Consider the following 24,253-nt stretch of genomic DNA (forward strand, 5'->3'; position numbering starts at 1 on the left):
CGAGTCACCTCGGGCCCGTCGACAACCGCGGGAGTTACTGCGCGTGCGAAACCGGCACAAACCCGCGTCGGCGTGCTTCTTACTTGGTGGGAACCGTGATCGAGCCGTCGATGATCTTCTGCTTGAAGTCGTCGACCTTGGCCTTGATGTCATCGATCTTGCCGCCGGACGTGGAGTAGTCCACGCCACCGGCCTTGAGGTCGAAGATGGTGTTACCCGCCTTGAAGCTGCCGTCCTTCACCGAGTCGATGAACTTGCCGACGGCCACGTCGACCCGCTTGAGCATCGAGGAGATGACGACGTCCTTGACGTCCGGAGCGGCCGACTGGTACTGGTCGGAGTCGGTGCCGATGGCCAGCGCGCCCTTGGCCTTGGCAGCCTTGAACACGCCGCTGCCCGAGCCGCCTGCGGCGGCGAAGATGACGTCGGCGCCGGCGTCGTAGATGCCGTTGGCGGCCGTCTCACCCTTGGTCGGGTCGTTGAATCCGCCGAAGTCCGGCGGCTGGGTCAGGTACTTGTTCTCGAGCTTGACCGACGGGTCGGCAGCCTTGGCCCCGGCGTCGAAGCCGGCCTGGAACTTCTGGATCAGCGAGACGTTGACGCCACCGATGAACCCGACGTGGTGCTTGGTGCTCTTGAGGGCGGCGATCGCGCCGACCAGGAAGGAGCCCTGCTCCTCGGCGAAGGTCAGGTCGGCCAGGTTGGGCGCCTGGACGGAGTTGTCGTCGATGATGGCGAACTTGACGTTGGGGTACTTGGGCACGACGGCCTTGATGGCGTTGGCGTAGGCGAAGCCCACCGCGATGATGCTGGTGAAGCCGTTGTCGGCCAGCTGGGTGAGCCGGGCCTCCTTGTCGGCCTCGGCCTCGCCCTGGGCCGCCTCGAGTTCCTTGACGTCGGCGTCGGCAAGGCCGTACTTCTTCTTGGCGGCGTCGAGGCCGGCCGCTGCCGAGTCGTTGAAGGACTTGTCGCCCCGGCCACCGATGTCGTACGCCAGGCCGATCTTCAGGCCGCTGCCGCCCGCAGCCGAGCTGGACGAACCGGCCGAACCGGAATTTGCGGGCGGGTTGGTGGTCGGTTCGTCACTGCCGCACGCGGTCAGCAGCATCGCAGACGCCGCGACGGCGGCGACCGCGGCCACCCGATATGAACTGAGTCGGCGCAAGAGAACTCTCCCTCATGAATCGATGTGCCAGGAGGCACAGCGCCTCCGACCGGCGCTACGGTAGCCGGTCGCGATATCGACGCCCGAACGGCGGGCCCGGTTGTCATCACATTGTTGTGTGGTCGCAGCAGCGCCGGCGCCTGGTGCCGGCCGCCCCCGCAGGCTGCCAGCGCCAAGGCGCAGGTAGTTCGGCGGCCGCGTATCAGCCCGGTCCAGCCATCCTCTGGACTGGTGAGGCTGGGTATTCCCCCCGTCTTGAATTGGCACTAGGTAAGGAGCCGTCATGGCGGCAAAATCAAGCTCAGAGGCTGGAGAACCACACCATCGCACCGACTGCCGGCTAGGAGGCTGACCAACGTGTCCGGGTCCGCCGTACCGCTGCCCCGCGTCTGGCTCGACTACTCCTTCGCGCGCCCCGACCTGCGGCAGGCCAAGCGCGAGGGCGCGACCGGTGTCCTGCGCTACCTGTCCGTCGTCACCGACAAGACCCGCGGCAAGATCATCACCCCGGCAGAGCGGGACCGGATCTTCGCCGCCGGTCTCGACCTTGCCCTGAACTGGGAGTGGTACGAGGGCCGCTGCAACGAAGGCGCGCAGGCCGGCCACCACGACGCCGCGGAAGCGATGAAGCAGGCCAAGGCGCTGGGCTACCCCAGAGGCGCGTGCATCTACTTCTCCCACGACACCGGCGTCAACAACTGGGCTCACATCGATGCCTACTTCGGCGAGGTCGGCAAGGTGCTCGCCGGCTACTACGACGTCGGCGTCTACTCCGGCTACCACGTCGTCAAGCGCATCCTCGACCGCAAGCTGGCCAAGTACGGCTGGCAGACCCTCGCCTGGTCGAACGGGTTCAGAGACCCCCGGATCGTGCTCTACCAGGACGGCAGCTACTGGTTCGGCAAGAGCGCCGACGAGGACCTGGCAGCCGCCTACATCGACGCCTGGAAGCAGCAGGTCAAGGGCCCACCCGGGCCGGCCGGGTTCGCGGGGGCCAAGGTCAGCCCGGAGCCGACCCCGCCGCAGCCGATCAGGCCGTGCCGGGTGTGGACCGTCTGCAAAGGCGAAACGCTGTCGCAGATCGCCGGGCGGTTCGGGGTCAGCGTTGACCAGCTGGTGTGCCTGAACCACATCAGCAACCGGGACCTGATCCTGCCCGGCCAGGTGCTGCACATCGACCAGCAGGCGCCCGCGCCGGCCATCCACCCGACCGGCATCCGGTACACGGTCGAGCGCGGCGACAACCTCACCTCGATCGCCCGGAAGTACCCGCAGGCGTGGATCACCGCCACCTCGATCATGTGCGCCAACCACCTCACGTCCGACCACATCGAGCCGGGTCAGGTGCTCAGCATCGCCTAGCCGTCAAGCCGGGAGAAGGTCGTCGCAGCCTGGCCGGGTCGCTCAGACCGGGACGATGTCGGCGGCACCGAGCCGGGCGGCGTCGGCGGTGGCGTCGTCGGGCTGCTCCTGGGACTCCCGCTCAGCGGCGACCCGGGCCAGGTAGTGCTCCACCTCGGTCGCGGTGTGCGCCTCGTCCCAGCCGAGGTGGGCGGCCATCAGCGAGGCGACCACCGGCGCGGCCGACACGCCCCGGTCCCAGGCCTCGATCGAGGCCCGGGTGCGCCGGGCCAGCACGTCGTCCAGGTGGCGGGCCCCCTCGTGCGTCACGGCGTAGACCGCCTCGGCGCCCAGGTAGTCATCGCAACCGGGCAGCGGCTCGGCCAGCGACGGGTCGGCGGCGATCAGGTCCAGCACCTCGTGCACCAGGCTGCCGTAGCGCCCGAGCAGATGGTCGATGCGCACGACGTGCAGGCCGGACCGGGCGGCCAGGTGATGGCGCTGGTTGCGCACCCCTTCCCAGCCCTCGGCCCCGACCAGCGGGATCTTGTCGGTCACCGAGTCGGGCACCTTGCCGTCCATCGCCCGCACCGCCTCGTCCACGGCGTCCTTGCCCATCACCCGGTAGGTGGTGTACTTGCCGCCGGCGATCACCACCAGCCCGGGCACCGGATGCCCGACCACGTGCTCCCGGGACAGCTTCGAGGTCAGCTCGGACTCCCCCGACAGCAACGGCCGGAGCCCGGCGTAGACACCCTCCACGTCGGCCCGGGTCAGCGGCGAGGACAGCACCGAGTTCACCTGGTCGAGCAGGTAGTCGATGTCGCGGGCACTGGCCGCCGGGTGGGCCAGGTCGAGGTTCCAGTCGGTGTCGGTGGTGCCGATGATCCAGTGCCGGCCCCAGGGGATCACGAACAGCACGCTGGTCTCGGTACGCAGGATCAGGCCGGTGCTCGACTGCAACCGGTCCCTGGGCACCACCAGGTGCACGCCCTTGGACGCCCGGACGTGGAACTGGCCCCGGGTGTCGGCCAGCTGCTGGGTCTCATCGGTCCAGACCCCGGTGGCGTTGATGACCTGCTTGGCCCGGACGTCGAACTCTTCCCCGGTCTCCAGGTCCACCAGCCGGGCCCCGGTCACCCGGCCGCCCTGATGGCGGAAGTCGAGCACCCGGGTGCGATTGGCAGCCAGCGCGCCGAAGGCGACCGCGGTGCGCACCACGGTCATGGTGTGCCGGGCGTCATCGACCTGGGCGTCCCAGTACTGCACCGCCCCGGTGAGCGAGTCCGGCGCCAGGCACGGCGCCTCCCGCAGCGCCCGGCGCTTGCTGAAGTGCCGGTGGTGCGGCAGCCCGCGGGAGCTGCCGCCGGCCGTGCCCAGGGTGTCGTAGAGCAGCACGCCGGCCCCGACGTAGGGACGCTCCCACAGCCGGTGGGTCAGCGGGTACAGGAACGGCACCGGCCGGATCAGGTGCGGGGCGATGTGCTGGGTGAGCAGGCCGCGCTCGTGCAGAGCCTCGCGCACCAGGCCGAAGTCCAGCATCTCCAGGTAGCGCAGGCCGCCGTGGATCAGCTTGCTGGAGCGGCTGGAGGTGCCACTGGCCCAGTCCCGCGCCTCGACGATCGCGGTCGAGAGTCCCCGGGTCACCGCGTCCAGGGCCGCCCCGGCGCCCACCACCCCGCCGCCGACGATCAGCACGTCGAGCTCGGGCGCGGTGCGCATCGCGGCCAGCGCGGCGCTGCGGTTCTGTGGCGACATCGCCCTGCCGCTCATCGGCCGGCCCCGCCGGCAGCCGGCAACCCGGCGGCGGGCAGCACGCCCGCCGCTGAGCTCGGCTCAGCCGACCTCGACCCAGTCCAGGGTGCGCGCGATCGCCCGTTGCCAGCCGGCGTAGCCATCGGAGCGCTGCTGGTCGTTCCAGGCCGGCGACCAGCGCTTGGCCTGGTTCCAGTTCGCCCTGAGTTCATCGGTGTCCTTCCAGAATCCGACCGCCAACCCCGCCGCGTACGCAGCGCCCAGTGCGGTGGTCTCGGCAACCACCGGACGGCTGACCGGCACCCCGAGGATGTCGGCTTGCAATTGCATGCACAGGCTGTTGGCGGTCACGCCGCCGTCGACCTTCAGCACGTCCAGGCTCACCCCGGAATCTCGCGCCATCGCCTCGATCACATCACGGCTCTGGTAGCAGATCGCCTCCAGGGTAGCTCGCGCCAGATGCCCGCCGGTGTGGTAGCGCGACAGCCCGACGATCACGCCCCGGGCATCGGATCGCCAGTACGGGGCGAACAGGCCCGAGAAGGCCGGGACGAAGTAGGCCCCGCCGGCGTCCTGGACCCGGGCTGCCAGCGACTCGACCTCGGCCGCGTCGGAGATGATGCCGAGCTGATCGCGCAGCCACTGCACGGCCGAGCCGGTCACCGCGATGGAGCCCTCCAGCGCGTAGACCGGCCGGTCACCGCCGAACTGGTAGCACACCGTCGTCAGCAGCCCGTGCTCGCTCACCACCGGCTCGGTGCCGGTATTGAGCAGCAGGAAGTTGCCGGTCCCGTAGGTGTTCTTGGCCTCGCCCGGGGCGAAGCAGACCTGGCCGACGGTGGCGGCCTGCTGGTCGCCGAGATCACCGGTCAACGCGATTCCGGCCGCCGGCCCCAGCGTGACCTCGCCGTAGCCTGCGGGGTCCGAGGACGGCCGGATCTCGGGCAGCATCGCCCGCGGGATGCCGAAGAACGACAGCAACTCCTCATCCCAGTCCAGGGTGCGCAGGTCCATCAGCATCGTGCGGCTGGCATTGGTGACGTCGGTGAGGTGCACCCCGCCGGAGGCGCCGCCGGTCAGGTTCCACAGCAGCCAGCTGTCGGTGTTTCCGAACACCGCCTCGCCGGACTCCGCCGCGTCCCGGACGCCGTCGACGTTGTCCAGGATCCACTGGATCTTCGCGCCGGAGAAGTAGGTGGCCGGCGGCAGGCCGGCCCTGGCCCGGATCACCTCGCCGCGCCCGTCGCGTTCCAGGGTGGCCGCGATCCGGTCGGTGCGGGTGTCCTGCCAGACGATGGCGTTGTAATAAGGACGCCCGGTCCGGCGGTTCCAGACCACCGCCGTCTCGCGCTGGTTGGTGATGCCCAGCGCCGCGATGTCACCCGCGCCGAGCCCGGCGGCGTCCAGGGCGGCCTGCAGCACCGCCCCGGTGCGCTGCCAGATCTCCACCGGGTCGTGTTCCACCCAGCCGGCCCGCGGCAGGATCTGGGAGTGTTCGAGCTGGTGCTTGGCCCGCTCGTTGCCGCCGTGGTCGAAGATCATGCACCGGGTGCTGGTGGTGCCCTGGTCGATCGCCGCGACGAAGTCGGCCATCCGCTTCTCTCCTCCTTCTGCCAGTGTCTACGAGTGCTGCGGTGTCTACGAGTGCTGCGGTGTCTACGAGTGCTGTGGTGCCTACGAGTGCTGTGGTGCCTACGAGCGCTGTGGTGCCTACGAGTGCTGTGGTGCCTACGAGTGCTGGGCCGCGACAGCTCTGGCGGCCAGCCAGCCCCGGACTCCGAGCCAGCCGATGGCCGTACCGAGCGCCAATGACACCACCGTCAGCACCAGGTGCACTCCGAAGAAACCGGTCGGACCGTCCTGCCAGGACCGCTCGTCCTGCCAGATGTTCTTCAGGAAGGTCGGCCAGATGATCCAGGACCAGATGCCGAAGCCGATCAGGAATCCCGACACCCGCCTGGTCAGCCGCATGTCGCCATTATCTTCTCCGGCCTCGCGGTCTGCCGAACACGGTCGGTGAGCACGGCTTGTCGTTGACTGGGCGGACCCTGCGCTGGGTAACCTGTGCCGGTGCGAGGTCAGCAGGGCCGGAGCCGCGGCGCGGCCGGGCTGGCGCTCGTGGTGATCACCTCGCTGGCGCTGCTGGCAGGTCCTGCCGGCACGGCGCTGGCCGACCCGCCGATGGCGCCCAAGCCGACCTCCGCCGAGATCTCGCCCGGCGCTCCGGACCCGCACCCGCCGGCCGGGGGCCTGGCACCTGACGGCACGGTGCCTGGTGGCCCGCGGCTGGCCGGCCGCGGGCTGGTGGTCCCCCCGAACGCCCCGGCACTGCCCAGGGGCATCCGGGCCCAGGGCTGGGTCCTGGCCGACCTGGACTCCGGCGCGGTGCTGGCGGCCCGCGACCCGCACGGGCGCTACCAGCCCGCCAGCATCCTGAAGATGCTGACCGCCCTCAGCGTCGCGCCGAACCTGCCGGGCCGGCGGGTGGTCACGGTGTCACCGTCGGCGGCCGTGGCCGAGGGCTCGGCGGTCGGGCTGCTGGCCGGGGCCAGGTACTCGGTCGACCAGCTGTTCGCCGCGCTGTTGCTGGTCTCGGCCAACGACGCGGCCGTCGCGCTCGCCCAGGCCGACGGCGGGGTGGCCCGGACGGTGGCGCGGATGAACACCGACGCCGCCCGGCTGGGCGCCTATGACACCGTCGTGCAGACCCCGTCCGGCCTGGACGGCTGGCAGCAGCTCACCTCCGCCTACGACATGGCGCTGATCCTGCGGGCCTTCGTCAACCAGCCCCGGCTGGTGGCCTACGACCGGCTGCCCAGCGCCAGCTTCCCGCCGAAGAAGAGCAAGTACGGCCGCGTAGGGGCCTACCAGTTCACCAACCAGTCCCGGAACTTCCTCGCCACGGTGCCCGGCGCCCTGGTCGTCAAGTCCGGCTACACCGACGCTGCCCGGCACACCTACCTCGCTGCCGCCCGGCGGCACGGCCGCCGGCTCGGGGTGGTCCTGCTCCGCGACGAGCGGCAGCCGGTCGACCAGTTCCAGCAGGCCCGGTCCTTGCTGGACTGGGGCTACGCGCTGAAGCCCGGCGTTGCGCCGGTGGGCGTGCTGGCCGGCAGCCTGCCAGCGATCCGGCCGGTCAGCGCCGAGGCGATCGACCGGCCCGCGGCACCTGCCGCCGCGGCAGTCCTGGCCCAGCTGGCACCGCCGCACCGGGGTCTGCGCTGGGCGCTCGCCGCGCTGCTGCCGGTCAGCGCGCTGATCGGCGGCGGCCTGTGGCTCGGTGGCGCCACCTCTGGAGCACGGCGAGCGATCCGGCGCCCAGCGCGGCGCCCGCACTGAGCAGCCCGGCCGCCACCGCCGCCGGCGACACCGGCGTGGCTCCGCCGGCGCTGGGTGATCCCGGTCCCCGCACCGCCGGGGCCAGCTCGTTCGCAGGCGGCAGCTCGTTCGCCGGGCCCGGCTGGGCCGAGCGGGCACCGGCCACGGCCGTCGCGGCCCAGGCCACGCAGAACAGCTGGTAGCGGGCGACCAGGTAGATCCAGACCAGCACGCCGACCACCGGCCCGATCACGGCGCCTGCCGGTGTCCCGGTGATCCTGGCGATGTAGAACGTCCCGACCAGCTTCAACACCTCGAAGCCGACCGCCGCCAGCAGGGTGGCCCGCACGGCGATCCGCCGGGGCACCCGGATGTCGGGCAGCCCGATCATCAGCCAGCCGTAGATCGCCATGTCGCCGGCGACGCCGAGCAGGATTCCCAGGCACCAGGTGGCGGTCCCGGCGCCGGTCACGCCGTCCAGGCCCAGGCCCCGCAGCACCTGGCTGCTGGCCGCCGTGCCGCCGGCGGTGAGGCCCACCGAGATCACCACCCCGATCCCCAGGCCGGCCAGCACCAGGGCATCGGCCGCCTTGCTCGTCAGGAATGACCGCTTCCTGGCCGGGATGCCCCAGACGGTGTCGATCGCCGTGCGCAGGTTCGCGATCCAGCCGAGGCCCGCCAGCGCCACGCCGGCCAGGCCGATCACCCCGACCCCGGCCCGCTTGTCGATGGCACCCTCGATCATCTGGTGAACCGTGTCGCCGAAGGCGCCGGGCAGGTCGGAGCTGATGTGGTTGAACAGCTCGCCCTGCAGTTCCGGCCGGGAGGCCAGCACGAACGCGGTCACCGAGACACCGAGCAGGATGAGCGGGAACAACGCCAGGAAGCTGAAATACGTGATGGCGGCGGCCAGGTCATTGCCGTGGTTGTCCTTGTAGTGCCGGTACGCCGCGGCCAGGTGCGCGACGCCCGGCCGGGCCTGCTTGAGCGCTTCCCAGCGCCGGGTGGCACTGGAGCGGAATCCGGTCAGCGCCGCCGGGAGCGGCACGGCTCAGAAACCCGTCAGCGGGTACTCACGATGCGGGCGCCAGGTGCCGTCCTCGGCCTGGGCGTACAGCGTGAACGCCTGCACCCGGAACTGGGCGACGAAGTCCCGCAGCCCGTGATAGGCCTGGTCGAGGTACTCATCGGCCAGATCGTGACCCACCGTGACGTGCGGGTGATAGGGAAACTCGACCTCCCGCACGATCGGATCGCGGCGCACCGCTCGTTCGAGGAGCTCGCACTGGGCGATGCCGGCCGAGACCTGCACGAACACCACCTGCGAGACCGGCCGGAACGAGCCGGTACCTGAGAGTCGCATGGTGAACGGCAACACCGTGGTGGCGGCCTCGGCCAGGTGCTTCTCGACCAGTTCGAGCTGGTCGGCCTCGATCTCGGTGGGCGGCAGCAAGGTCACGTGCGGAGGCACCTTGCCGGCTTCGGGGTCACCGATCCGGCGGCGCCAGCCGGCCAGCACGGCGGCGTGTGGCTCGGGTATCGCCAGAGCGACGCCCACCGTGATTCGGTTACCCATTTCGCTCAGCCTACGACAGCCGGCAGGAACCCGACCTTGGTGTAGGCGTCGGCCACGGTGACCGAGGCCAGCGCCCGGGCCCGCTCGGCGCCCCTGCCCAGGATCCGGTCGAGTTCGGCCGGGTCGTCCAGCAGTTCCCGGCTGCGGGCCGCGAACGGCTGGGCGAACGCGATCACCGACTCGGCAACGGCATCCTTCAGCGCGCCGTAGCCCTGGCCGCTGAAGTCCTTCTCCACCGCGTCCACGCCGGCGTCGGTGAACGCGGCATGGATCGCGATCAGGTTGGACAGGCCCGGCTTGCGCTCAGGGTCGTACCGGATCTCGCCGTCGGTGTCGGTGACTGCCCGGCGCAGCTTTTTCTTGATCAGCGCCGGCTCGTCGGAAAGGTAGATCGTGCCGGCCTCGGGCCGGGACTTCGACATCTTCGCGGTGGGGTCCTGCAGGTCCAGGATCTTGGCCGCCGCCTTGGGGATGTAGGCCTCGGGCACCACGAAGGTCTGGCCGTAGCGGGCGTTGAACCGCTGGGCGAGGTTGCGGGTGAGTTCCAGATGCTGGCGCTGGTCCTCACCGATCGGCACCTGGTCGGCCTGGTAGAGCAGGATGTCGGCGGCCTGCAGGATCGGGTAGGTGAACAGCCCGACTCCCTGCCGGTCAGCGCCTGCCCTGGCCGACTTGTCCTTGAACTGCGTCATCCGGCTGGCCTCGCCGAAGCCGGTCAGGCACTCCAGCACCCAGGACAGCTGCGGATGCTCCGGGACGTGGGACTGGACGAACAGCGCGCACCGGTCGGGGTCCAGGCCGGCGGCCAGCAACTGGGCGACGACGATCCGGGTCCGCTGGCGCAGCGCCGCGGGCTCCGGCGGGTCCAGGGTGATGGCGTGCAGGTCGACCACGCAGTAGTAGGCGTCGAAGCCGTCCTGCATCTGGACCCAGTTCCGCACCGCCCCGAGATAGTTGCCGAGCTGCATGGATTCGCCGGTCGGCTGGATGCCGGACAGGACGCGCGGATGGTTGCTCACGAAACCACATCATTCCATCCGGACGGGCACGCTGGGCGCCCGGCCGGTCGGAAAGGTCATGGCGTGCAGCGGCTGAGCGTGGGCGAGGCGGTCGCGGTGGCGGAGGTGGAGCTGGCGGTGAGGGACCGGGCGGTTGACTGGGCCTTGCTGGCGCTCGACGTCCCGGTGCCGGCCGTGGCGCTGGCGCTCGGCGTGGCGGTGGCCGAACCGGTGGCGCCGGGCTTGGCGCTGACCGAACCGGTGCTTGCGGTGCCGGCCTTGCCGGACAGTGACTGGGCCGTCGTCGACTCCGTCACGGTGCCCGTGGTGCCGGAGGCGGTACCGGTGGGCGACGGGCTGGCCGACGCGCAGCTGGCGGTCTCCGACGGGCTGGCGCCGGCGCTGCCCGAGGTGGCGGAGGTCTCTGGGGGGCTGGCGCTGCCCGGCACCGAACTCGACGGCACCGAAGTCGAGGGCATCGAACTCGACGGTGCCGGGGCCGGCAGCTTGCTCGGGTTGGTGGTGGGCTTCGGGGGCCGGCTGGACCTGGGCGGCCGTACCTTGGTGACGTCGCTGACGACCGGCAACGGGCTGTCCGGCAGGGCCGAGGCACCGTCACGGTAGGCCGCGCCCCAGGCCAGCACGGTCGCCAGGTAGGGCGCCGAGTGGTTGTAGCTCAACACGGCGGCGCGCAGGCCCGCCGCGGTCGCCAGGTCCCGGCCGTCGGCGCACAGATAGTGCCCGGCGGCCAGGGTGGCGTCGAAGATGTTGCTCGGGTCGAGCTTGCCGTCGGCGTTGCCGTCGGTGCCCCAGCGCACCCAGGTCGAGGGAATGAACTGCATCGGCCCGACCGCCCGGTCATAGACCTTGTCGCCGTCGTAGCTGCCGTGATCGGTGTCGGTGATGATCGCGTCGCCGGGGATCCCGCCGTTGAGCCGCGGGCCGAGGATCCGGCCACGGGTGGTGCCGTCGGCGGTCAGCCGGCCGGACTCGGCGTGCCCGGACTCGGTGTGCCCGATGCCGGCCAGCAGCCACCAGGGCAGCTTGCAGGACGGTTGCTCCACCGCGAGCCGGTCGGCGGCCTGGTGGTAGGCCCGCAGCACCATCAAGGGAATGCCGAGCGCCCCGGTGGCCCCGGGTGGGCCGGACACGGCCGCTTCGATGGCCGGGGCGTCAGCGGTGCTTCCGGGAGCTACCTTCGCAATCCGGGACGGCCGGATCGGCAGCGCTCCGATCCACTGTGCCGGTGCCGGTGCTGGTGCCGCCGACTCGGCGGTGCTGATGCCGGTGACGGGATCCGGTGTGCTGATGGCCGCGGCAGGTGCGGCAGTGCTGCCACTGGCGGACTCCAGCGCCGGCCCGCAGACCAGGGCCAGCGCCGCGAGCGCGGCCGCACCGGTGACGGTTCGGGTCAGCGACAACTTCAGACGCGCCCGGCGGGGGGCGTATCGCGGTTGTGACACAGAAGGATCCTCATCAAACGACGCTGGCGCTGCTTTTTCAGGCTATCCAGTCAATATCATCGGCCGGCGGTGGCAGTTCACCAGGAATAACGGCACCTGAATTTCTACACCGGCGATACATGCCACTAAAGCATCCGGTGCCGCTGACCGCTACCACTGCCTACCGGCTCACAGCGGCGACTCAGCCGGGGTGACCAGCCGGCTCACAGCGGCGACTCAGCCAGGTGACCAGCCGGCGACTCAGCCAGGTGACCAGCCGGCGGCTCAGCCGGGTGACCAGCCGACGGCTCAGCCGGCCGCCGCCCCGGCGGCTTCGGGGTCGGGCAGCGGCTCGACCCGCAACCGGGAGGCACGCCGGCCGTCGACCTCGAGCACCTGGACCAGGTGATCGTTGATCTCGACCCGGTCACCCACCTGCGGCAGCTTGCCCAGCCTGGCCATCAGGAAGCCGCCGGCCGTCTCGTACGGGCCCTCGGGCAACTCGAAGCCGGCGTACTCGGCGAACTCGTCGAGGTTGCACCGGCCGTCCACCTCGACGACCCCGCCGGTCAGCTGGCGGGCGGAGGAATCCTCGGAGTCGTACTCGTCGCGGATGTCGCCGATGACCTCCTCGATCAGGTCCTCCAGCGTCACGATGCCGTCCGTCCCGCCGTACTCGTCGACCACGATCGCCAGGTGATGGCCTTCACGGCGCATCTCGCTCAGCGCGGCCAGCACCTTCTTGGAACCGGGCAGCACCTTGACCTCGCGCACCAGGTCACCGACCACCAGCGACCGGTCGGTCGACAGGTCGACGCCGGGGGCACCCATGATCAGGTCCCTGATGTGGACGAACCCGAGCACGTCGTCGCTGCTCTGGCCGATCACCGGGTACCGCGAGTGCGGGGAGTCACCGGTCAGCTTCACGGCCCGGCTGACGGTCATGCCGGCTTCCAGGAAGACCACCTCGGTCCGCGAGATCATCACCTCGCTGACCGAGCGCTCGCCGGCGGCGAAGACGTCGTCGATCAGCCGCCGCTCGTCGGAGGTCAGCGACTCGTGCGCGGCCACCAGGCCGCGCAGCTCTTCCTCACTGATGCTGTCGCGCCCGGCGTGCGGATCGCCGCCCAGCACCCGGACCACCAGGTCGGTGGATCTGGACAGCAGCCAGATCAGTGGACGGAACAGCCTCGCTATCCGGTCCAGGGTCGGCCCGAAGAGCAAGGCGATGCCCTCGGGCCGTTGCAGGCCGATCCGCTTGGGGGCCAGCTCGCCGATGATCAGGGTGACGAACGAGATCAGCAGGGTGACCCCGACGATGCCGATCACCCCGGACAGGGTCTCGCCGACCCCGTTGCGGACCAGCGCGTCCTTGGCCGACTCCGACAGGGTCACCGCGCCGAACGCCGAGGACAGCAGGGCGGTGGAGGTGACGCCGATCTGCACCGCGGCCAGGAACCGGTTCGGGTCGGCCAGCAACCGGGCGACCGCCTGGCCGCGCCGGCCCGAGTCGGCCATCGCCCTGGCCTGGCCCTCGCGCAGCGACACCAGCGCGATCTCGGCGCCGACGAACAGGCCCTCGATGGCGATCAGCCCCAGCACTATGCAGACATTGAGCACAGTGCCGTTCATAGCTGGGCGCCGTTCATGGCTGGGCGCGCTCCCTCGTTCTCATCGGTGTCCGGCCGGGCAACTCATATGCGAGTGTAGGGTCGATCGTCACCACCAACCGAGCGGAGAGCCTCCAGCCACCATGCGTGTACTCGTGACCGGCGGTGCCGGCTACATCGGAAGTGTGGTCACCGCCGAGCTGCTGAGTGCCGGCCACCAGGTCACCGTGCTGGACAACCTGTCCACCGGGCACGCCGACGCGGTGCCGGCCGGCGCGGAGTTCGTCGAAGCCGGCATCACCGAGGCCGACCCGGTGCTGGCGGCCGGGGGGTTCGACGCGGTGGTGCACTTCGCGGCCAAGTCACTGGTGCCCGAGTCCGTCACCGCCCCGGAGCTGTACTGGCACAACAACACCTCCGGCACCCTGGCGCTGCTGGAGTCGATGCGCCGCCACGACGTCCGCACGATCGTGTTCTCCTCGACCGCCGCCACCTACGGCGAACCGGATTCGGTGCCGATCCTGGAGTCCTCCCCCACCCGGCCGACGAACCCCTACGGCGCGAGCAAGCTCGCGGTCGACCACATGCTGACCAGCTACGCGCGAGCGCACGGGTTCTCAGCGGTCAGCCTGCGCTACTTCAACGTGGCCGGCGCCCGGATCACCCCGGAGAACTCGCAGGGCGAGCGGCATGCCACCGAGACCCACCTGATCCCGATCGCGCTGCAGGTCGCGGCCGGCCTGCGGCCGCAGTTGCAGGTCAACGGGGTGCACTACCCGACGCCGGACGGCTCCTGCGTCCGCGACTACATCCACGTGCTGGACCTGGCCGATGCCCACCTGCGCGCGCTGGAACGGGCCACCCGGGACCAGGCCGACGGCAGTGACGGCCAGGGCAGCCACCTGATCTGCAACCTCGGCTCGGGCTCGGGCTCCTCGGTGCGCGAGGTCATCGAGTCGGTACGCCGGATCACCGGACGGCCGACTCCGGCGGTGGATGCCCCCAACCGTGCCGGTGACCCGGCGGTGCTGATCGCCTCCAACGACAAGGCAGCGGCCGAGCTGGGCTGGCGGCCGACCCGCGACCTGGACCGGATGGTCGCCGATGCCTGGCAGTTCTTCCAGCAACTGAGTCCCGAGACCGCCGGCTCGACGGGCGCCGACCATGGCTAGCACGCCCGAACCTGCCGCCCAGGAGCAGGACGAGCGGGTCGAGTGCACCTGGCGGGCACCGGGCCGGGTCAACCTGATCGGCGAGCACACCGACTACAACGACGGCTTCTGCCTGCCGATGGCCATCCCGCAGGGTTGCACCGCCACCGTCTCGCCGCTGGCCGAGCCGGTGCTGGAAGTGGTCTCCGCCCAGCGGGACGCTCCGGTGGAGATCGCGCTGGCCGACCTGCGGCCCGGCGCGCTGGCCGAGTCGGACGAGTGGGCCGGCTACGTGGCCGGGGTGGCCTGGGCGATCGCCGAACGCGGCCACCAGCTGCGGGGCATGTCGATCAGCATCGACGGCGACGTTCCGTCCGGGGCGGGGCTGTCGTCCTCGGCCGCCCTGGAATGCTCGGTGGCCGCGGCGCTCAACGACCAGTTGCGCCTGGGCCTTGACCGGCCGGACCTGGTGGCGCTGGCCAGGCAGGCCGAGAACGACTTCGTCGGCGCTCCGACCGGCGGCATGGACCAGCTCGCCTCGATCTTCGGCGAGCGCGACCGGGTGCTGCTGTGCGACATGCGCACGCTGGCGGTCGAGCCGGTTCCCTTCGACCTGGCGGCGGCCGGGCTGACCCTGCTGGTGGTCGACACCAAGGCTCCGCACCAGCTCACCGACGGCCTGTACGGCGAGCGCCGCAGCGCCTGCGAGGAGGCGGCCCGGCTGCTCGGCGTGCCGGCGCTGCGCGACCTGGGACTGGAAGAGCTCGCCGACGCCATGGACCGGCTGCCGGATGAGACGCTGCGCAAGCGGGCCCGGCACGTGATCACCGAGAACGACCGGACGCTGGCCTGCGCGGACCTGCTCCGGACCGGCCAGCTGCGCCAGATCGGGCCGCTGCTGACCGCCTCGCACGCCAGCATGCGCGATGACTTCGAGATCACCGTGCCGGAGGTGGATCTGGCCGTGGAGGTGCTGCTGGCCTTCGGCGCCTTCGGTGCCCGGATGACCGGCGGCGGTTTCGGCGGGTGCGTGATCGGGCTGATGGAACCGGCCCAGGCCCGGGCGGCCGCGCTCGCGGTGGCCGCCGCATACGCCGGACGCGATTACATCGCGCCCGTCAGTTTCGGCGTCACCGCCGCCGACGGAGCTCATCGACTCAGCGACTGAGGCTACGCCGGCCTGGGCTATGACTGTGCATAATTTTTATCGCCGGCTTCGGCGGTTCGCTTGACAGCCGGCCTTCGGTTCCGCTGAATGGCGAGTACTTGTGAGGCTCAGCTGTCTTGCGGAGCCCTCGAGCAAGCCCTCAAGCAGGAGGAACCATGGCGCCAACCCAGCCCCCGTCCATCTCCGGCTCCGCCGAGTCCGGCCCGACCCGGCGAACGCTGCTCAAGGGCCTCGGACTCGGCACCGCGGGAATCGCGATAGGCCCGTTGCTGGCCGCCTGCACCGGGGGCAGCAAGCCCTCCTCCAGCGGCGGTGGGTCGGCGTCGAAGTCGGTCAGCGTCGGCTCCGGCAGCTCCGACGACGTCCCCAAGCGGGCTTACCAGGCGGTCTTCGACGCCTTCAGCAAGCAGTCCGGGAACACGGTCAAGGTCAACACCGTTCCGCACAACGACTTCCAGAACAACATCAACTCCTACCTCAACGGCAGCCCGGACGACGTCTTCACCTGGTTCGCCGGGTATCGGATGCGCTTCTACGCGGGCAAGGGCCTGGCCGCGCCGATCGACGACGTCTGGGACAAGATCGGCGGCAACTTCTCCGACGCCCTCGCCAAGGCCTCGACCGGCGATGACGGCAAGAAGTACTTCGTGCCGAACTACAACTATCCGTGGGGTTTCTTCTATCGCAAGAGCGTCTGGGAAGCCAAGGGTTACTCGGTTCCCGACACCTTCGACGAGCTCAAGACGCTGAGCGCGCGGATGAAGAAGGACGGGCTGATCCCGATCGGTTTCGCCGACAAGGACGGCTGGCCCGCGATGGGCACCTTCGACTACATCAACATGCGCACCAACGGTTACCAGTTCCACGTCGACCTCTGCGCGCACAAGGAGTCCTGGGACCAGCAGAAGGTCAAGGACGTCTTCGACAACTGGAAGGCGCTGCTGCCCTACCAGGACCCGGCTGCCCTCGGCGCGACCTGGCAGGAGGCGGCCACCGCGCTCGGCCAGAAGAAGACCGGTATGTACCTGCTCGGCTCGTTCGTGACCCAACAGTTCACCGACAAGGCGGTGCTGGCTGACATCGACTTCTTCCCGTTCCCCAGCATGGCGGTGGAGGGCAAGGACGCGATCGAGGCGCCGATCGACGGCCTGATGCTGTCGAAGAAGGGTGCCAACAACCAGGCGGCCAAGGATCTGCTGGCATTCCTCGGCACTCCGCAGGGCCAGGACACCTACGCCTCGATCGACACCTCCAACCTGCAGACCGCCAAGGGTTCGGACACCTCGAAGTTCAGCCCGCTGAACAAGAAGTGTGCCGAGGCGATCGCGGGAGCCAAGTACATCAGCCAGTTCCTCGACCGGGACGCTCTGCCCGCAATGGCCAACAATGTCGTGCTGCCTGCCCTGCAGGGTTTCCTGAAGACCGGAAGCATCGACACCAAGGGTCTGGAGGCACAGGCCAAGCAGTTGTACGCGGCATAGCGATGACCGACCTGCCGCTGGTTGCCGCACCGGCTCAGCCTGATCCAACTCAGCCGGACCAGGCGTCAGCACCATTGGTCACCGGCCGCAGCCGCCGGGTGCACCGGCTGTCCGGCCGCGACAAGGCGGTGCTCGGCGCGATGGTGGCCGTGCCGACCCTGTTGCAGGCCCTGCTGATCTGGATACCGATGCTGCTGTCGGTGGGCCTGTCCTTCACCCGGTGGGACGGGCTGGACCTGTCCAACATCCGCTCGGCCGGGCTGACCAACTACCGCTACGTCACCCAGGACTACCCGCCGTTCTGGCCGGCGGTGCAGCACAACGTCATCTGGCTGCTGTTCCTCGGCGTGGTCGCCACCCCGCTCGGGCTGCTGCTGGCGGTGCTGCTGGACCAGCGGATCCGTGGCAGCCGGATCTACCAGAGCATCTTCTTCACCCCGGTGATGCTGTCGCTGGTGCTGATCGGGATCATCTGGCAGCTGATGTACCAGCGCAACGACGGCCTGGTGAACCACGTGCTGGGCACGGCCGGGACGCCGCATGCGGTGGACTGGTTCGGCAACTCCAGCGTCAACCTGTGGGCAGCGCTGGTGGCCGCGACCTGGCGGCACGCCGGCTACATCATGGTGCTGTACCTGGCCGGCCTCAAGGGCGTCGACCCGTCGCTGAAGGAGGCGGCCGCCATCGACGGCGCGTCCGCCCCGCAGGCCTTCTTCCGGGTGGTGTTCCCGGCGATGCGCCCCATCAACATCGTCGTCGTGGTGATCACGATCATCGAGGCCTTGCGGGCCTTCGACATCGTCTACGTGATCAACCGCGGCACCAACGGCCTGGAACTGATCAGCGCCCTGGTGATCCAGAACCTGGTCGGCGAGGGACAGGTGATCGGCGTCGGTTCCGCGCTGGCCGTCCTGTTGCTGGTGATCTCGCTGGTTCCGATCGTCTTCTACCTGATCCGGACGTTCCGAAAGGTCGACCAGTGAGCGCGCCGGTCCTTACTGCCCGTGACCCGATCCGGTCCCAGCATCCCGGCCGGCGGCACTACGGCACCCACCTGTTCCTGATCGCCATGTCGGTGCTGTGGCTGGTCCCGCTGCTGTGGACGGTCTTCACCTCGCTGCGGCCGAAGTCCGCCATCGACGAGCACGGTTACTGGAGCCTGAAGGGCAGCTTCGGCTTCGAGAACTTCAGCACCGCCTGGCGGCAGGCGGGCCTGCAGACGTACTTCATCAACTCCCTGATCATCACGGTGCCCTCGGTGCTGCTGACGATCGTGCTGGCCTCGATGATGGCGTTCGCGGTGAGCCGGTTCCGGTGGCGGTTCAACATCACCCTGCTGATCATGTTCACCGCCGGCAACCTGCTGCCGCCGCAGGTGCTGGCGGCCCCGCTCTACGCGATGTTCAAGCACACACCGCTGCCCTACTCGGTCAGTGACTCCGGCAGCCTGCTGAACACCTACTACGGGGTGATCGCGGTCGACGTGGCCTTCCAGGTCGGGTTCTGCACCTTCGTGCTGTCCAACTACATGAAGGCGCTGCCCGAGGACCTGACCGAGGCTGCCCTGGTGGACGGCGCCGGCGTCTGGCGCCAGTACCGGGCGATCATCCTGCCGCTGTGCCGGCCGGCGCTGGCGGCGCTGGGCACCCTGGAAGTCATCTGGATCTACAACGACTTCTTCTGGCCGCTGCTGTTCATCCAGAGCGGCGACCGGCTGCCGATCACCACCGGGGTGAAGAACCTGCAGGGGGACTTCCTGTCCAACTACAACCTGATCGCCGCCGGCGCCACCATCACGGTGATCCCCACCCTGGTGGTGTACCTGTTGTTGCAACGGCAGTTCATCGCCGGGCTGACCCTCGGCGCGAGCAAGGGCTGAACCGCATGATCGAAAGCGGCTCCGGCATGCGGCGGATCACCGGAGGGCTGTCGGACACCGGGCGGCCGGCGCTGGCCTTCGGCGGTGACTACAACCCCGAGCAGTGGCCCGAACCGGTGTGGGCGCAGGACATCGCGTTGATGCGCGAGGCCGGCGTGAACCTGGTCAGCGTCGCCATCTTCAGCTGGGCCCTGCTGGAACCGGCTGAGGGCGACTACCGGTTCGGCTGGCTGGACCGGGTGCTGGACCTGCTGCACGGCGCCGGGATCCGGGTCGACCTGGCCAACGCCAGCGCCTCGCCGCCGCCCTGGTTCTCCCGCCGCTATCCCGAGTCGTTGCCGGTGACCGCCGACGGGGTGCGGATCAGTTACGGCTCCCGGCAGGCGTTCTGCCCGTCCAACCCCGATTACCGGCGGGCGGCCGGCGCGCTGACCGAGGCCATCGCCCAGCGCTACGCCGAGCACCCGGCGGTGGTGATGTGGCACGTGCACAACGAGTACGGCTGCCACAACGCGCACTGCTTCTGCGACGTCTCGGCGGCAGCCTTCCGGGACTGGCTGCGCCGGCGCTACGGCGGCCTGGCCGAGCTGAACCAGGCGTGGGGCACCGCCTTCTGGTCCCAGCGCTACTACGACTGGAACGAGATCCTGCCGCCGCGCCGGTCCGGCACCTGGGTCAACCCGACCCAGCAGCTGGACTTCTGGCGGTTCTCCTCCGACGAGCTGCTGGACTGCTTCCGCGCCGAGGCGGCGGTGCTGCGCGCTCACTCCAGTCATCCGGTCACCACCAACTTCATGTCGTTCTTCAAGCCGCTGGACTACTTCCGGTGGGCGCGGGAGATGGACGTGGTGTCCAATGACCACTACCTGATCGTCGATGACCGCGACCCCGCCGAGGAGCTGGCGATGGCAGCGGACCTGGTGCGGGGACTGGCCGGCGGCCAACCGTGGCTGCTGATGGAGCACTCGACGTCGGCGGTGAACTGGCAGCCCCGCAACCGTGCCAAGGCGCCCGGTGAGATGCAGCGGAACTCGCTGCAGCACGTGGCCCGCGGCTCGGACGGGGCGCTGTTCTTCCAGTGGCGGGCCTCGGCCGCCGGTGCCGAGAAGTTCCATTCCGCGCTGCTGCCGCACGCCGGGCGCGACTCGCTGCGCTGGCGGGAGGTCACCGAACTCGGTGCGGTGCTCGGCCGGCTCGGCGAGCTGGCCGGCAGCGTCGTGGAGCAGGCCGAGGTGGCGATCGTCTACGACTGGCAGTCACGCTGGGCCGCCGAACTGGACTCCCATCCCTCGGTGGACGTCGACCCGCTGGCGGCGACCCGGCAGCTGTACTCGGCACTGTGGCGCTCGGGAGTTCGGTGCGACTTCGTGCCGCCGGATGGCTCCTACGACGGCTACCGGGTGCTGCTGGTGCCACAGCTCTACCTGCTCCCCGCCGAGCACGCGGCAGCGCTGGCCGCCTTCGTCGAGGCCGGCGGGACGGTTCTGGTGAGCTACTTCTCCGGCATCGTCGACTCGGCAGACCACATCGTCCCGGGCGGCTACCCGGGAGCGCTGCGCGAGCTGCTCGGCATCCGGATCGAGGAGTTCTTTCCGTTGTTGGCGGGGCAATCGGTGGCGCTGAGCGACTACGGCAGCGGTGTCGTGTGGTCCGAACTCGGCCGGACGGAGGGCGCCGAGCAGCTCGCCGGCTACGCCGGGGGCCCGGTGGCCGGCTCGCCGGCGGTCACCCGCAACCGGGTCGGCGCCGGTCAGGCCTGGTACCTGGGCACCACGCTGGCCGATCAGCAGCTGGCGGCCCTGCTGGCCCGGGTGCTCGCCGAGGCCGGGGTCCGGCCGCTGCTCGCGGGCCTGCCGGCCAGGGTCGAGGTGGTTCGCCGCCGCGGCGAGGACGCCGGCTACACCTTCGTGCTCAACCACACCGGCGAACCGGTTCCGGTCCCGCTCTCGGGCACCGAACTCGTCACCGGCGAGCGGGTCGAGGCTGGATCGCTGGTGGTGCCGGCCGGCGGCGTGCGGGTCGTGCGCGACTGAGTCCTCGAGCGTTCTGAGCTGCCGGGCGTTTCTGGCAGTTTCTGTCGGTGGCCGCTTGTAGCTTTCTTTGCATGCGGTTCCTGCACACCTCCGACTGGCATCTGGGCCGCACGCTGCACGGCGTGGACCTGCTCGATGCCCAGCGAGACGTGCTGGAGCAGATCTGCCGGCTGGTCGCCCAACCGCCTGACGGCGTGCCGGTCGACGCGGTGCTGATCGCCGGTGACGTCTATGACCGCGCGGTGCCGCCGGTCGAGGCCGTCGCGCTGTTCGCCAGCGCGTTGGCCGACCTGATCAAGCACAGCACCGTGATCGTCACCGCCGGCAACCACGACTCCGCGATCCGGCTCGGCTTCGGTGCCGAGCTGTTCACCGAGCGGCTCCGGGTGCGCACCGACCTGGCCTCGGTGGGCCGGCCGGTGCTGCTGGGCAGTGATCCGGATGGCTCGGCTCAGGTGGCGGTCTATCCGCTGCCCTACCTCGATCCCGACGCGGCCCGGGTCGTGCTGGCACCGGACGGCCAGCCGCTGGAGCGCTCGCACCAGGCCGTGATGGCCGCGGCGATGGAGCGGGTGCGCCACGATCTGGCAAGCCTGCCCGCCGGCACCCGGTCGGTCGTGATGGCGCACGCCTTCGTGGTCGGCGGCCTGCCCAGTGAGAGCGAGCGCTCGATCGTCGTCGGCGGTGTCGACAGCGTCGCCGCAGGCACCTTCGACGGCATGGACTACGTCGCGCTCGGGCACCTGCACGGCGCCCAGCAGCCGCGCGGCTCGGCCGGCACCACGCTGCGCTACTCCGGCTCACCGCTGCGGTACTCATTCTCCGAACTCGGACACGCGAAGTCGGTGTCGATGGTCGACATCGAGCCCGATGCCCCGGTCCGGGTGACGGCCGTGCCGTTGCGGCAGCCGCGTGCGATGGCCGAGTTGACCGGCACCCTCGCCGAACTGCTGGCCGACGACCGGCACGCCGAGGACTGGGTCCGGTTGACCGTCACCGACCGGTCCCGGCCGGACCAGCTGTTCGAGCGGGTGAAATCCCGCTTTCCGCATGTCCTGCAGGTGCTGCACCTCCCGGCCGGCGCGCGGCCCGCCGGCACCAGCACGCCGACCGCGGCGCTGGCTCCGAGCCCGCGCCAGCTCGGCGCCGACTTCGTCGAGCACGTCACCGGTCTAGCCGCGCTCGATCTGGAGCTTGACCTGTTCGAGCAGGCCTACCAGGCCGCCGCCATCGCCGAGGCACGACCGGGCGGTGGCTGATGCGGCTGCACCGGCTCAGCATGACCGCTATCGGGCCGTTCGCCGGCCAGGTCGAGGTCGACTTCAGCCGCTTCGGCGAGAGCGGGCTGTTCCTGCTCGAAGGCCCGAACGGCTCCGGCAAGTCCACCGTGCTCGATGCGATCAGCTTCGCCCTGTACGGCAAGCTGGCGCAGCGGTCGGCGACGGTCGAACGGCTGAAGTCCCAGCACGCGCCGCCCAGCGCCGAACCGGTGGTCGAGCTGATCTTCGAAACGCAGAGCGGCCTCTACCGGGTCCGGCGCACCCCGAGCCACCAGCGGCCGAAGAAGAAGGGCAGCGGCAGCACTCCGGCGCACATGACCGTCAAGCTGTGGCGGCTCGGTTCGCTGGAGCAGCCGGACGGCGGCGTCCTGCTGTCGGCGAGCCTGGGTGACACCGAGGACGAGATCACCCGGGCGGTGGGGCTCACGCACGGCCAGTTCGTGCAGACCGTGCTGCTGCCCCAAGGCGAGTTCGCGAACTTCCTGCAGGCCAGCACCAATGACAAACGCGCCCTGCTGCAGAGGCTGTTCGGCACCGAGGTGCTGGCCCGCACCCAGGAGCTGCTGATCGAGGGACGCCGAGCGGCCGAGCAGCGGCGGGCGACCACGAACGCCGCGGTGGGCAAGGCGGTGCATGCGCTCGCCGGCGCCACCGGTCTCGCCGAGGACGTCGTGGCCGAGCTGGCCGGGTACTGCGAGTCCGGTGACTGCGCCGAGGTGACGGCGCTGTTGACCGGGGTGCGCGAGCGGTTGCAGGCCGTCGTGTCCACCGCCGCGGAGCGGCAGGCCAGCGCAGCCGAGGTACGGGCGCAGTCCGTTGCGCGGCTGCAGCGGGCCCAGGACCTCGCTGCCCGGCGGGCGTTGCGCGAGCGACTGCGCGCCGAGCGGCATCGGCTGCTGGCTGAGGGCGATGAGCACCAGGCCGCGTGCGCGGAGCTCGCCGCGGCCGAGCGGGCGCTGTTGGTGCTGCCGGCCGCCGAGGCGTTGGCCGTGGCCAGCACCCGGTTCGAGCAGGCTGAGCGCGAGGCCTGCACCGCCCGGGGACGGCTGGCCGCGCCGCTGCGCGACTTGCCCGAAGCCGGCCTGCGAGCCGAGGCTGCCAGCGGCCAGACCACGCTGGGCGCGCTCGCGGACGCGGTGCGCCGGGAACGGCAGTTGAGCGGCCTCCATGCCGACCACCAGCGGCTTCAGCAGCAACTAGCGGTGCAACAGGAACTGCGCCAGCAGGCGGCGGCACGGCTGGCCGCGCTGCCGATCCGGCAGGCCGAGCTGACCGAGGCGCGCAACCAGGCGGTGCTGGCCGCCGGCCGGCTGGCCGATCTGGCCGCCGAACGGGACCGGGCCCAAACCCGGCTGGCCGCCGCGCGGCAGGCGGTGGCCGCAGCCAGGCTCGCAGCCGAGAACCAGCAGCTGGCACACGAGCTCTTCGATGCCGCCGAGGGCCAGCGCGCCCGGCTGGAGGCACTGCGCGTCAGCTGGCGAGCCAGCATCGCCAGCGAGCTGGGCATGGCCCTGCAGAGCGGCCAGGAGTGCGTGGTGTGCGGCTCGCTGGAGCACCCGAAACCGGCCCGGCCCACCGACGGCCACGTCAGCCAGGAGCTGGTCAACTCCGCCGAGGACGAGCTGCGCCGGTTGAGCGCCGAAGTCGAGACCCGCCGCTCGGAACTGGCCGAGCAACGAGCGGAGCTCCTCGAGCTGCAGATCAGGGCTGAGCAGCTGACGCCCGAGCGCGCCAAGGCCAAGCTCGACCAGGCGAGCGCCGGCCTGGTAGCGGCCCAGGCGGCAGCCGACCGGCAGCGTGCCCTGGACCGGGAACTGGCCGAGATCACCGAGCAGCTTGCCGCCCAAGCCGAGCAGGCTCACCAGGCGGCGCTGGCCGAGACCCGGCTGACCGAGCGCTGCGCCGGGTTGTCGGCCACCATCGCCGAGAACCTGCTGGTGGTGACCGAAGCCAGCGCGGACCACCCGAGCGTGGCCGATCGGGTGGCCGCCCTGACCAGCCAGGTCACGCTGCTCGGTGCGGCCGCCACCGCCAGCTCGGCCGTAGCCTCGGCAGC

Annotated in this window: 19 protein-coding genes; 10 read left to right on the plus strand and 9 right to left on the minus strand. The window is 70.5% G+C overall.

The genetic code is table 11. The annotated features are described in order from the left end of the window. Window positions 1-79: 79 nt before the first annotated feature. Window positions 80-1,108 carry a BMP family lipoprotein gene (locus tag VF542_RS20025; RefSeq protein ID WP_408653461.1) on the minus strand — a complete coding sequence of 343 codons (1,029 nt, stop codon included), beginning with the start codon at window positions 1,106-1,108 and terminating at the stop codon, window positions 80-82. Between the two features lie 414 nt (window positions 1,109-1,522). Here VF542_RS20025 and VF542_RS20030 point away from each other — a divergent pair, with 414 nt between their 5' ends. Beyond that, window positions 1,523-2,527, plus strand: coding sequence for a LysM peptidoglycan-binding domain-containing protein (locus VF542_RS20030; protein WP_408653462.1), 1,005 nt, complete (start codon window positions 1,523-1,525; stop codon window positions 2,525-2,527). A 42-nt stretch (window positions 2,528-2,569) separates the two neighbouring features. Here VF542_RS20030 and VF542_RS20035 read toward each other — a convergent pair whose 3' ends face one another. The 3 genes from VF542_RS20035 to VF542_RS20045 form a co-directional block, all read right to left on the minus strand. Further along, on the minus strand, window positions 2,570-4,264 hold the full coding sequence (locus VF542_RS20035) for a glycerol-3-phosphate dehydrogenase/oxidase (RefSeq protein ID WP_408653463.1): 1,695 nt from the start codon (window positions 4,262-4,264) through the stop codon (window positions 2,570-2,572). 78 nt (window positions 4,265-4,342) lie between these two features. Further along, window positions 4,343-5,854, minus strand: coding sequence for a glycerol kinase GlpK (glpK, locus tag VF542_RS20040; protein ID WP_408653464.1), 1,512 nt, complete (start codon window positions 5,852-5,854; stop codon window positions 4,343-4,345). A gap of 135 nt (window positions 5,855-5,989) precedes the next feature. Continuing rightward, complete coding sequence (locus tag VF542_RS20045; protein WP_408653465.1) at window positions 5,990-6,232, minus strand: SCO4848 family membrane protein; 243 nt, start codon at window positions 6,230-6,232, stop codon at window positions 5,990-5,992. A gap of 99 nt (window positions 6,233-6,331) precedes the next feature. On the opposite strand from VF542_RS20045, the gene VF542_RS20050 reads away from it, so the two are divergent. Beyond that, the gene (locus VF542_RS20050) at window positions 6,332-7,600 is read left to right on the plus strand and encodes a D-alanyl-D-alanine carboxypeptidase family protein (protein ID WP_408653466.1); all 1,269 of its coding nucleotides are present in this window, start codon (window positions 6,332-6,334) and stop codon (window positions 7,598-7,600) included. Here the strand turns inward: VF542_RS20050 and VF542_RS20055 are convergent. The 5 genes from VF542_RS20055 to VF542_RS20075 form a co-directional block, all read right to left on the minus strand. Then, window positions 7,509-8,627 carry a YhjD/YihY/BrkB family envelope integrity protein gene (locus VF542_RS20055; protein ID WP_408653467.1) on the minus strand — a complete coding sequence of 373 codons (1,119 nt, stop codon included), beginning with the start codon at window positions 8,625-8,627 and terminating at the stop codon, window positions 7,509-7,511. The two genes, VF542_RS20050 and VF542_RS20055, sit on opposite strands and share 92 nt — an antisense overlap. 3 nt (window positions 8,628-8,630) lie before the next feature. Then, entirely contained in the window at window positions 8,631-9,155 is a 525-nt protein-coding gene (locus VF542_RS20060) for a 2'-5' RNA ligase family protein (protein WP_408653468.1), read from the minus strand. Between the two features lie 5 nt (window positions 9,156-9,160). Beyond that, window positions 9,161-10,174 carry a tryptophan--tRNA ligase gene (gene trpS / locus VF542_RS20065; RefSeq protein WP_408653469.1) on the minus strand — a complete coding sequence of 338 codons (1,014 nt, stop codon included), beginning with the start codon at window positions 10,172-10,174 and terminating at the stop codon, window positions 9,161-9,163. A gap of 56 nt (window positions 10,175-10,230) precedes the next feature. After that, entirely contained in the window at window positions 10,231-11,616 is a 1,386-nt protein-coding gene (locus VF542_RS20070) for a lytic transglycosylase domain-containing protein (RefSeq protein ID WP_408653470.1), read from the minus strand. Between the two features lie 288 nt (window positions 11,617-11,904). Beyond that, window positions 11,905-13,227, minus strand: a complete 1,323-nt coding sequence (locus tag VF542_RS20075; RefSeq protein ID WP_408653471.1) for a hemolysin family protein — start codon at window positions 13,225-13,227, stop codon at window positions 11,905-11,907. Between the two features lie 121 nt (window positions 13,228-13,348). Here VF542_RS20075 and galE point away from each other — a divergent pair, with 121 nt between their 5' ends. The 8 genes from galE to VF542_RS20115 form a co-directional block, all read left to right on the plus strand. Continuing rightward, window positions 13,349-14,377 carry a UDP-glucose 4-epimerase GalE gene (gene galE / locus VF542_RS20080; protein ID WP_408653472.1) on the plus strand — a complete coding sequence of 343 codons (1,029 nt, stop codon included), beginning with the start codon at window positions 13,349-13,351 and terminating at the stop codon, window positions 14,375-14,377. After that, on the plus strand, window positions 14,370-15,524 hold the full coding sequence (gene galK, locus VF542_RS20085) for a galactokinase (protein ID WP_408653473.1): 1,155 nt from the start codon (window positions 14,370-14,372) through the stop codon (window positions 15,522-15,524). The genes galE and galK overlap by 8 nt, the downstream gene beginning before the upstream one ends. Before the next feature lie 155 nt (window positions 15,525-15,679). Continuing rightward, window positions 15,680-17,005, plus strand: a complete 1,326-nt coding sequence (locus VF542_RS20090) for an ABC transporter substrate-binding protein (RefSeq protein ID WP_408653474.1) — start codon at window positions 15,680-15,682, stop codon at window positions 17,003-17,005. A 2-nt stretch (window positions 17,006-17,007) separates the two neighbouring features. Continuing rightward, on the plus strand, window positions 17,008-17,988 hold the full coding sequence (locus tag VF542_RS20095; RefSeq protein WP_408653475.1) for a carbohydrate ABC transporter permease: 981 nt from the start codon (window positions 17,008-17,010) through the stop codon (window positions 17,986-17,988). Beyond that, window positions 17,985-18,884, plus strand: a complete 900-nt coding sequence (locus VF542_RS20100) for a carbohydrate ABC transporter permease (protein WP_408653476.1) — start codon at window positions 17,985-17,987, stop codon at window positions 18,882-18,884. Before VF542_RS20095 ends, VF542_RS20100 begins: the two co-directional genes overlap by 4 nt. 26 nt (window positions 18,885-18,910) lie before the next feature. Next, window positions 18,911-20,917 carry a beta-galactosidase gene (locus VF542_RS20105; RefSeq protein ID WP_408653479.1) on the plus strand — a complete coding sequence of 669 codons (2,007 nt, stop codon included), beginning with the start codon at window positions 18,911-18,913 and terminating at the stop codon, window positions 20,915-20,917. 71 nt (window positions 20,918-20,988) lie between these two features. Beyond that, on the plus strand, window positions 20,989-22,176 hold the full coding sequence (locus VF542_RS20110) for an exonuclease SbcCD subunit D (protein ID WP_408653477.1): 1,188 nt from the start codon (window positions 20,989-20,991) through the stop codon (window positions 22,174-22,176). A gap of 20 nt (window positions 22,177-22,196) precedes the next feature. Beyond that, window positions 22,197-24,253 (plus strand): AAA family ATPase (locus VF542_RS20115; RefSeq protein ID WP_408653478.1); only part of this gene is annotated, 2,057 nt, incomplete at its 3' end.

The sequence above is a fragment of the Jatrophihabitans sp. genome (genome assembly GCF_036389215.1).
GTDB lineage: Bacteria > Actinomycetota > Actinomycetes > Mycobacteriales > Jatrophihabitantaceae > Jatrophihabitans_A.

What these genes read in the sequence shown, in the direction of transcription:
- VF542_RS20025 (WP_408653461.1), bottom strand. Translation starts at nt 1,108, where the DNA reads ATGCTGCTGACCGCGTGCGGCAGTGACGAACCGACCACCAACCCGCCC.
- VF542_RS20035 (WP_408653463.1), bottom strand. Translation starts at nt 4,264, where the DNA reads ATGTCGCCACAGAACCGCAGCGCCGCGCTGGCCGCGATGCGCACCGCG.
- glpK (WP_408653464.1), bottom strand. Translation starts at nt 5,854, where the DNA reads ATGGCCGACTTCGTCGCGGCGATCGACCAGGGCACCACCAGCACCCGG.
- VF542_RS20045 (WP_408653465.1), bottom strand. Translation starts at nt 6,232, where the DNA reads ATGCGGCTGACCAGGCGGGTGTCGGGATTCCTGATCGGCTTCGGCATC.
- VF542_RS20060 (WP_408653468.1), bottom strand. Translation starts at nt 9,155, where the DNA reads ATGGGTAACCGAATCACGGTGGGCGTCGCTCTGGCGATACCCGAGCCA.
- VF542_RS20075 (WP_408653471.1), bottom strand. Translation starts at nt 13,227, where the DNA reads ATGAACGGCACTGTGCTCAATGTCTGCATAGTGCTGGGGCTGATCGCC.
- galE (WP_408653472.1), top strand. Translation starts at nt 13,349, where the DNA reads ATGCGTGTACTCGTGACCGGCGGTGCCGGCTACATCGGAAGTGTGGTC.
- galK (WP_408653473.1), top strand. Translation starts at nt 14,370, where the DNA reads ATGGCTAGCACGCCCGAACCTGCCGCCCAGGAGCAGGACGAGCGGGTC.
- VF542_RS20090 (WP_408653474.1), top strand. Translation starts at nt 15,680, where the DNA reads ATGGCGCCAACCCAGCCCCCGTCCATCTCCGGCTCCGCCGAGTCCGGC.
- VF542_RS20095 (WP_408653475.1), top strand. Translation starts at nt 17,008, where the DNA reads ATGACCGACCTGCCGCTGGTTGCCGCACCGGCTCAGCCTGATCCAACT.
- VF542_RS20105 (WP_408653479.1), top strand. Translation starts at nt 18,911, where the DNA reads ATGCGGCGGATCACCGGAGGGCTGTCGGACACCGGGCGGCCGGCGCTG.
- VF542_RS20110 (WP_408653477.1), top strand. Translation starts at nt 20,989, where the DNA reads ATGCGGTTCCTGCACACCTCCGACTGGCATCTGGGCCGCACGCTGCAC.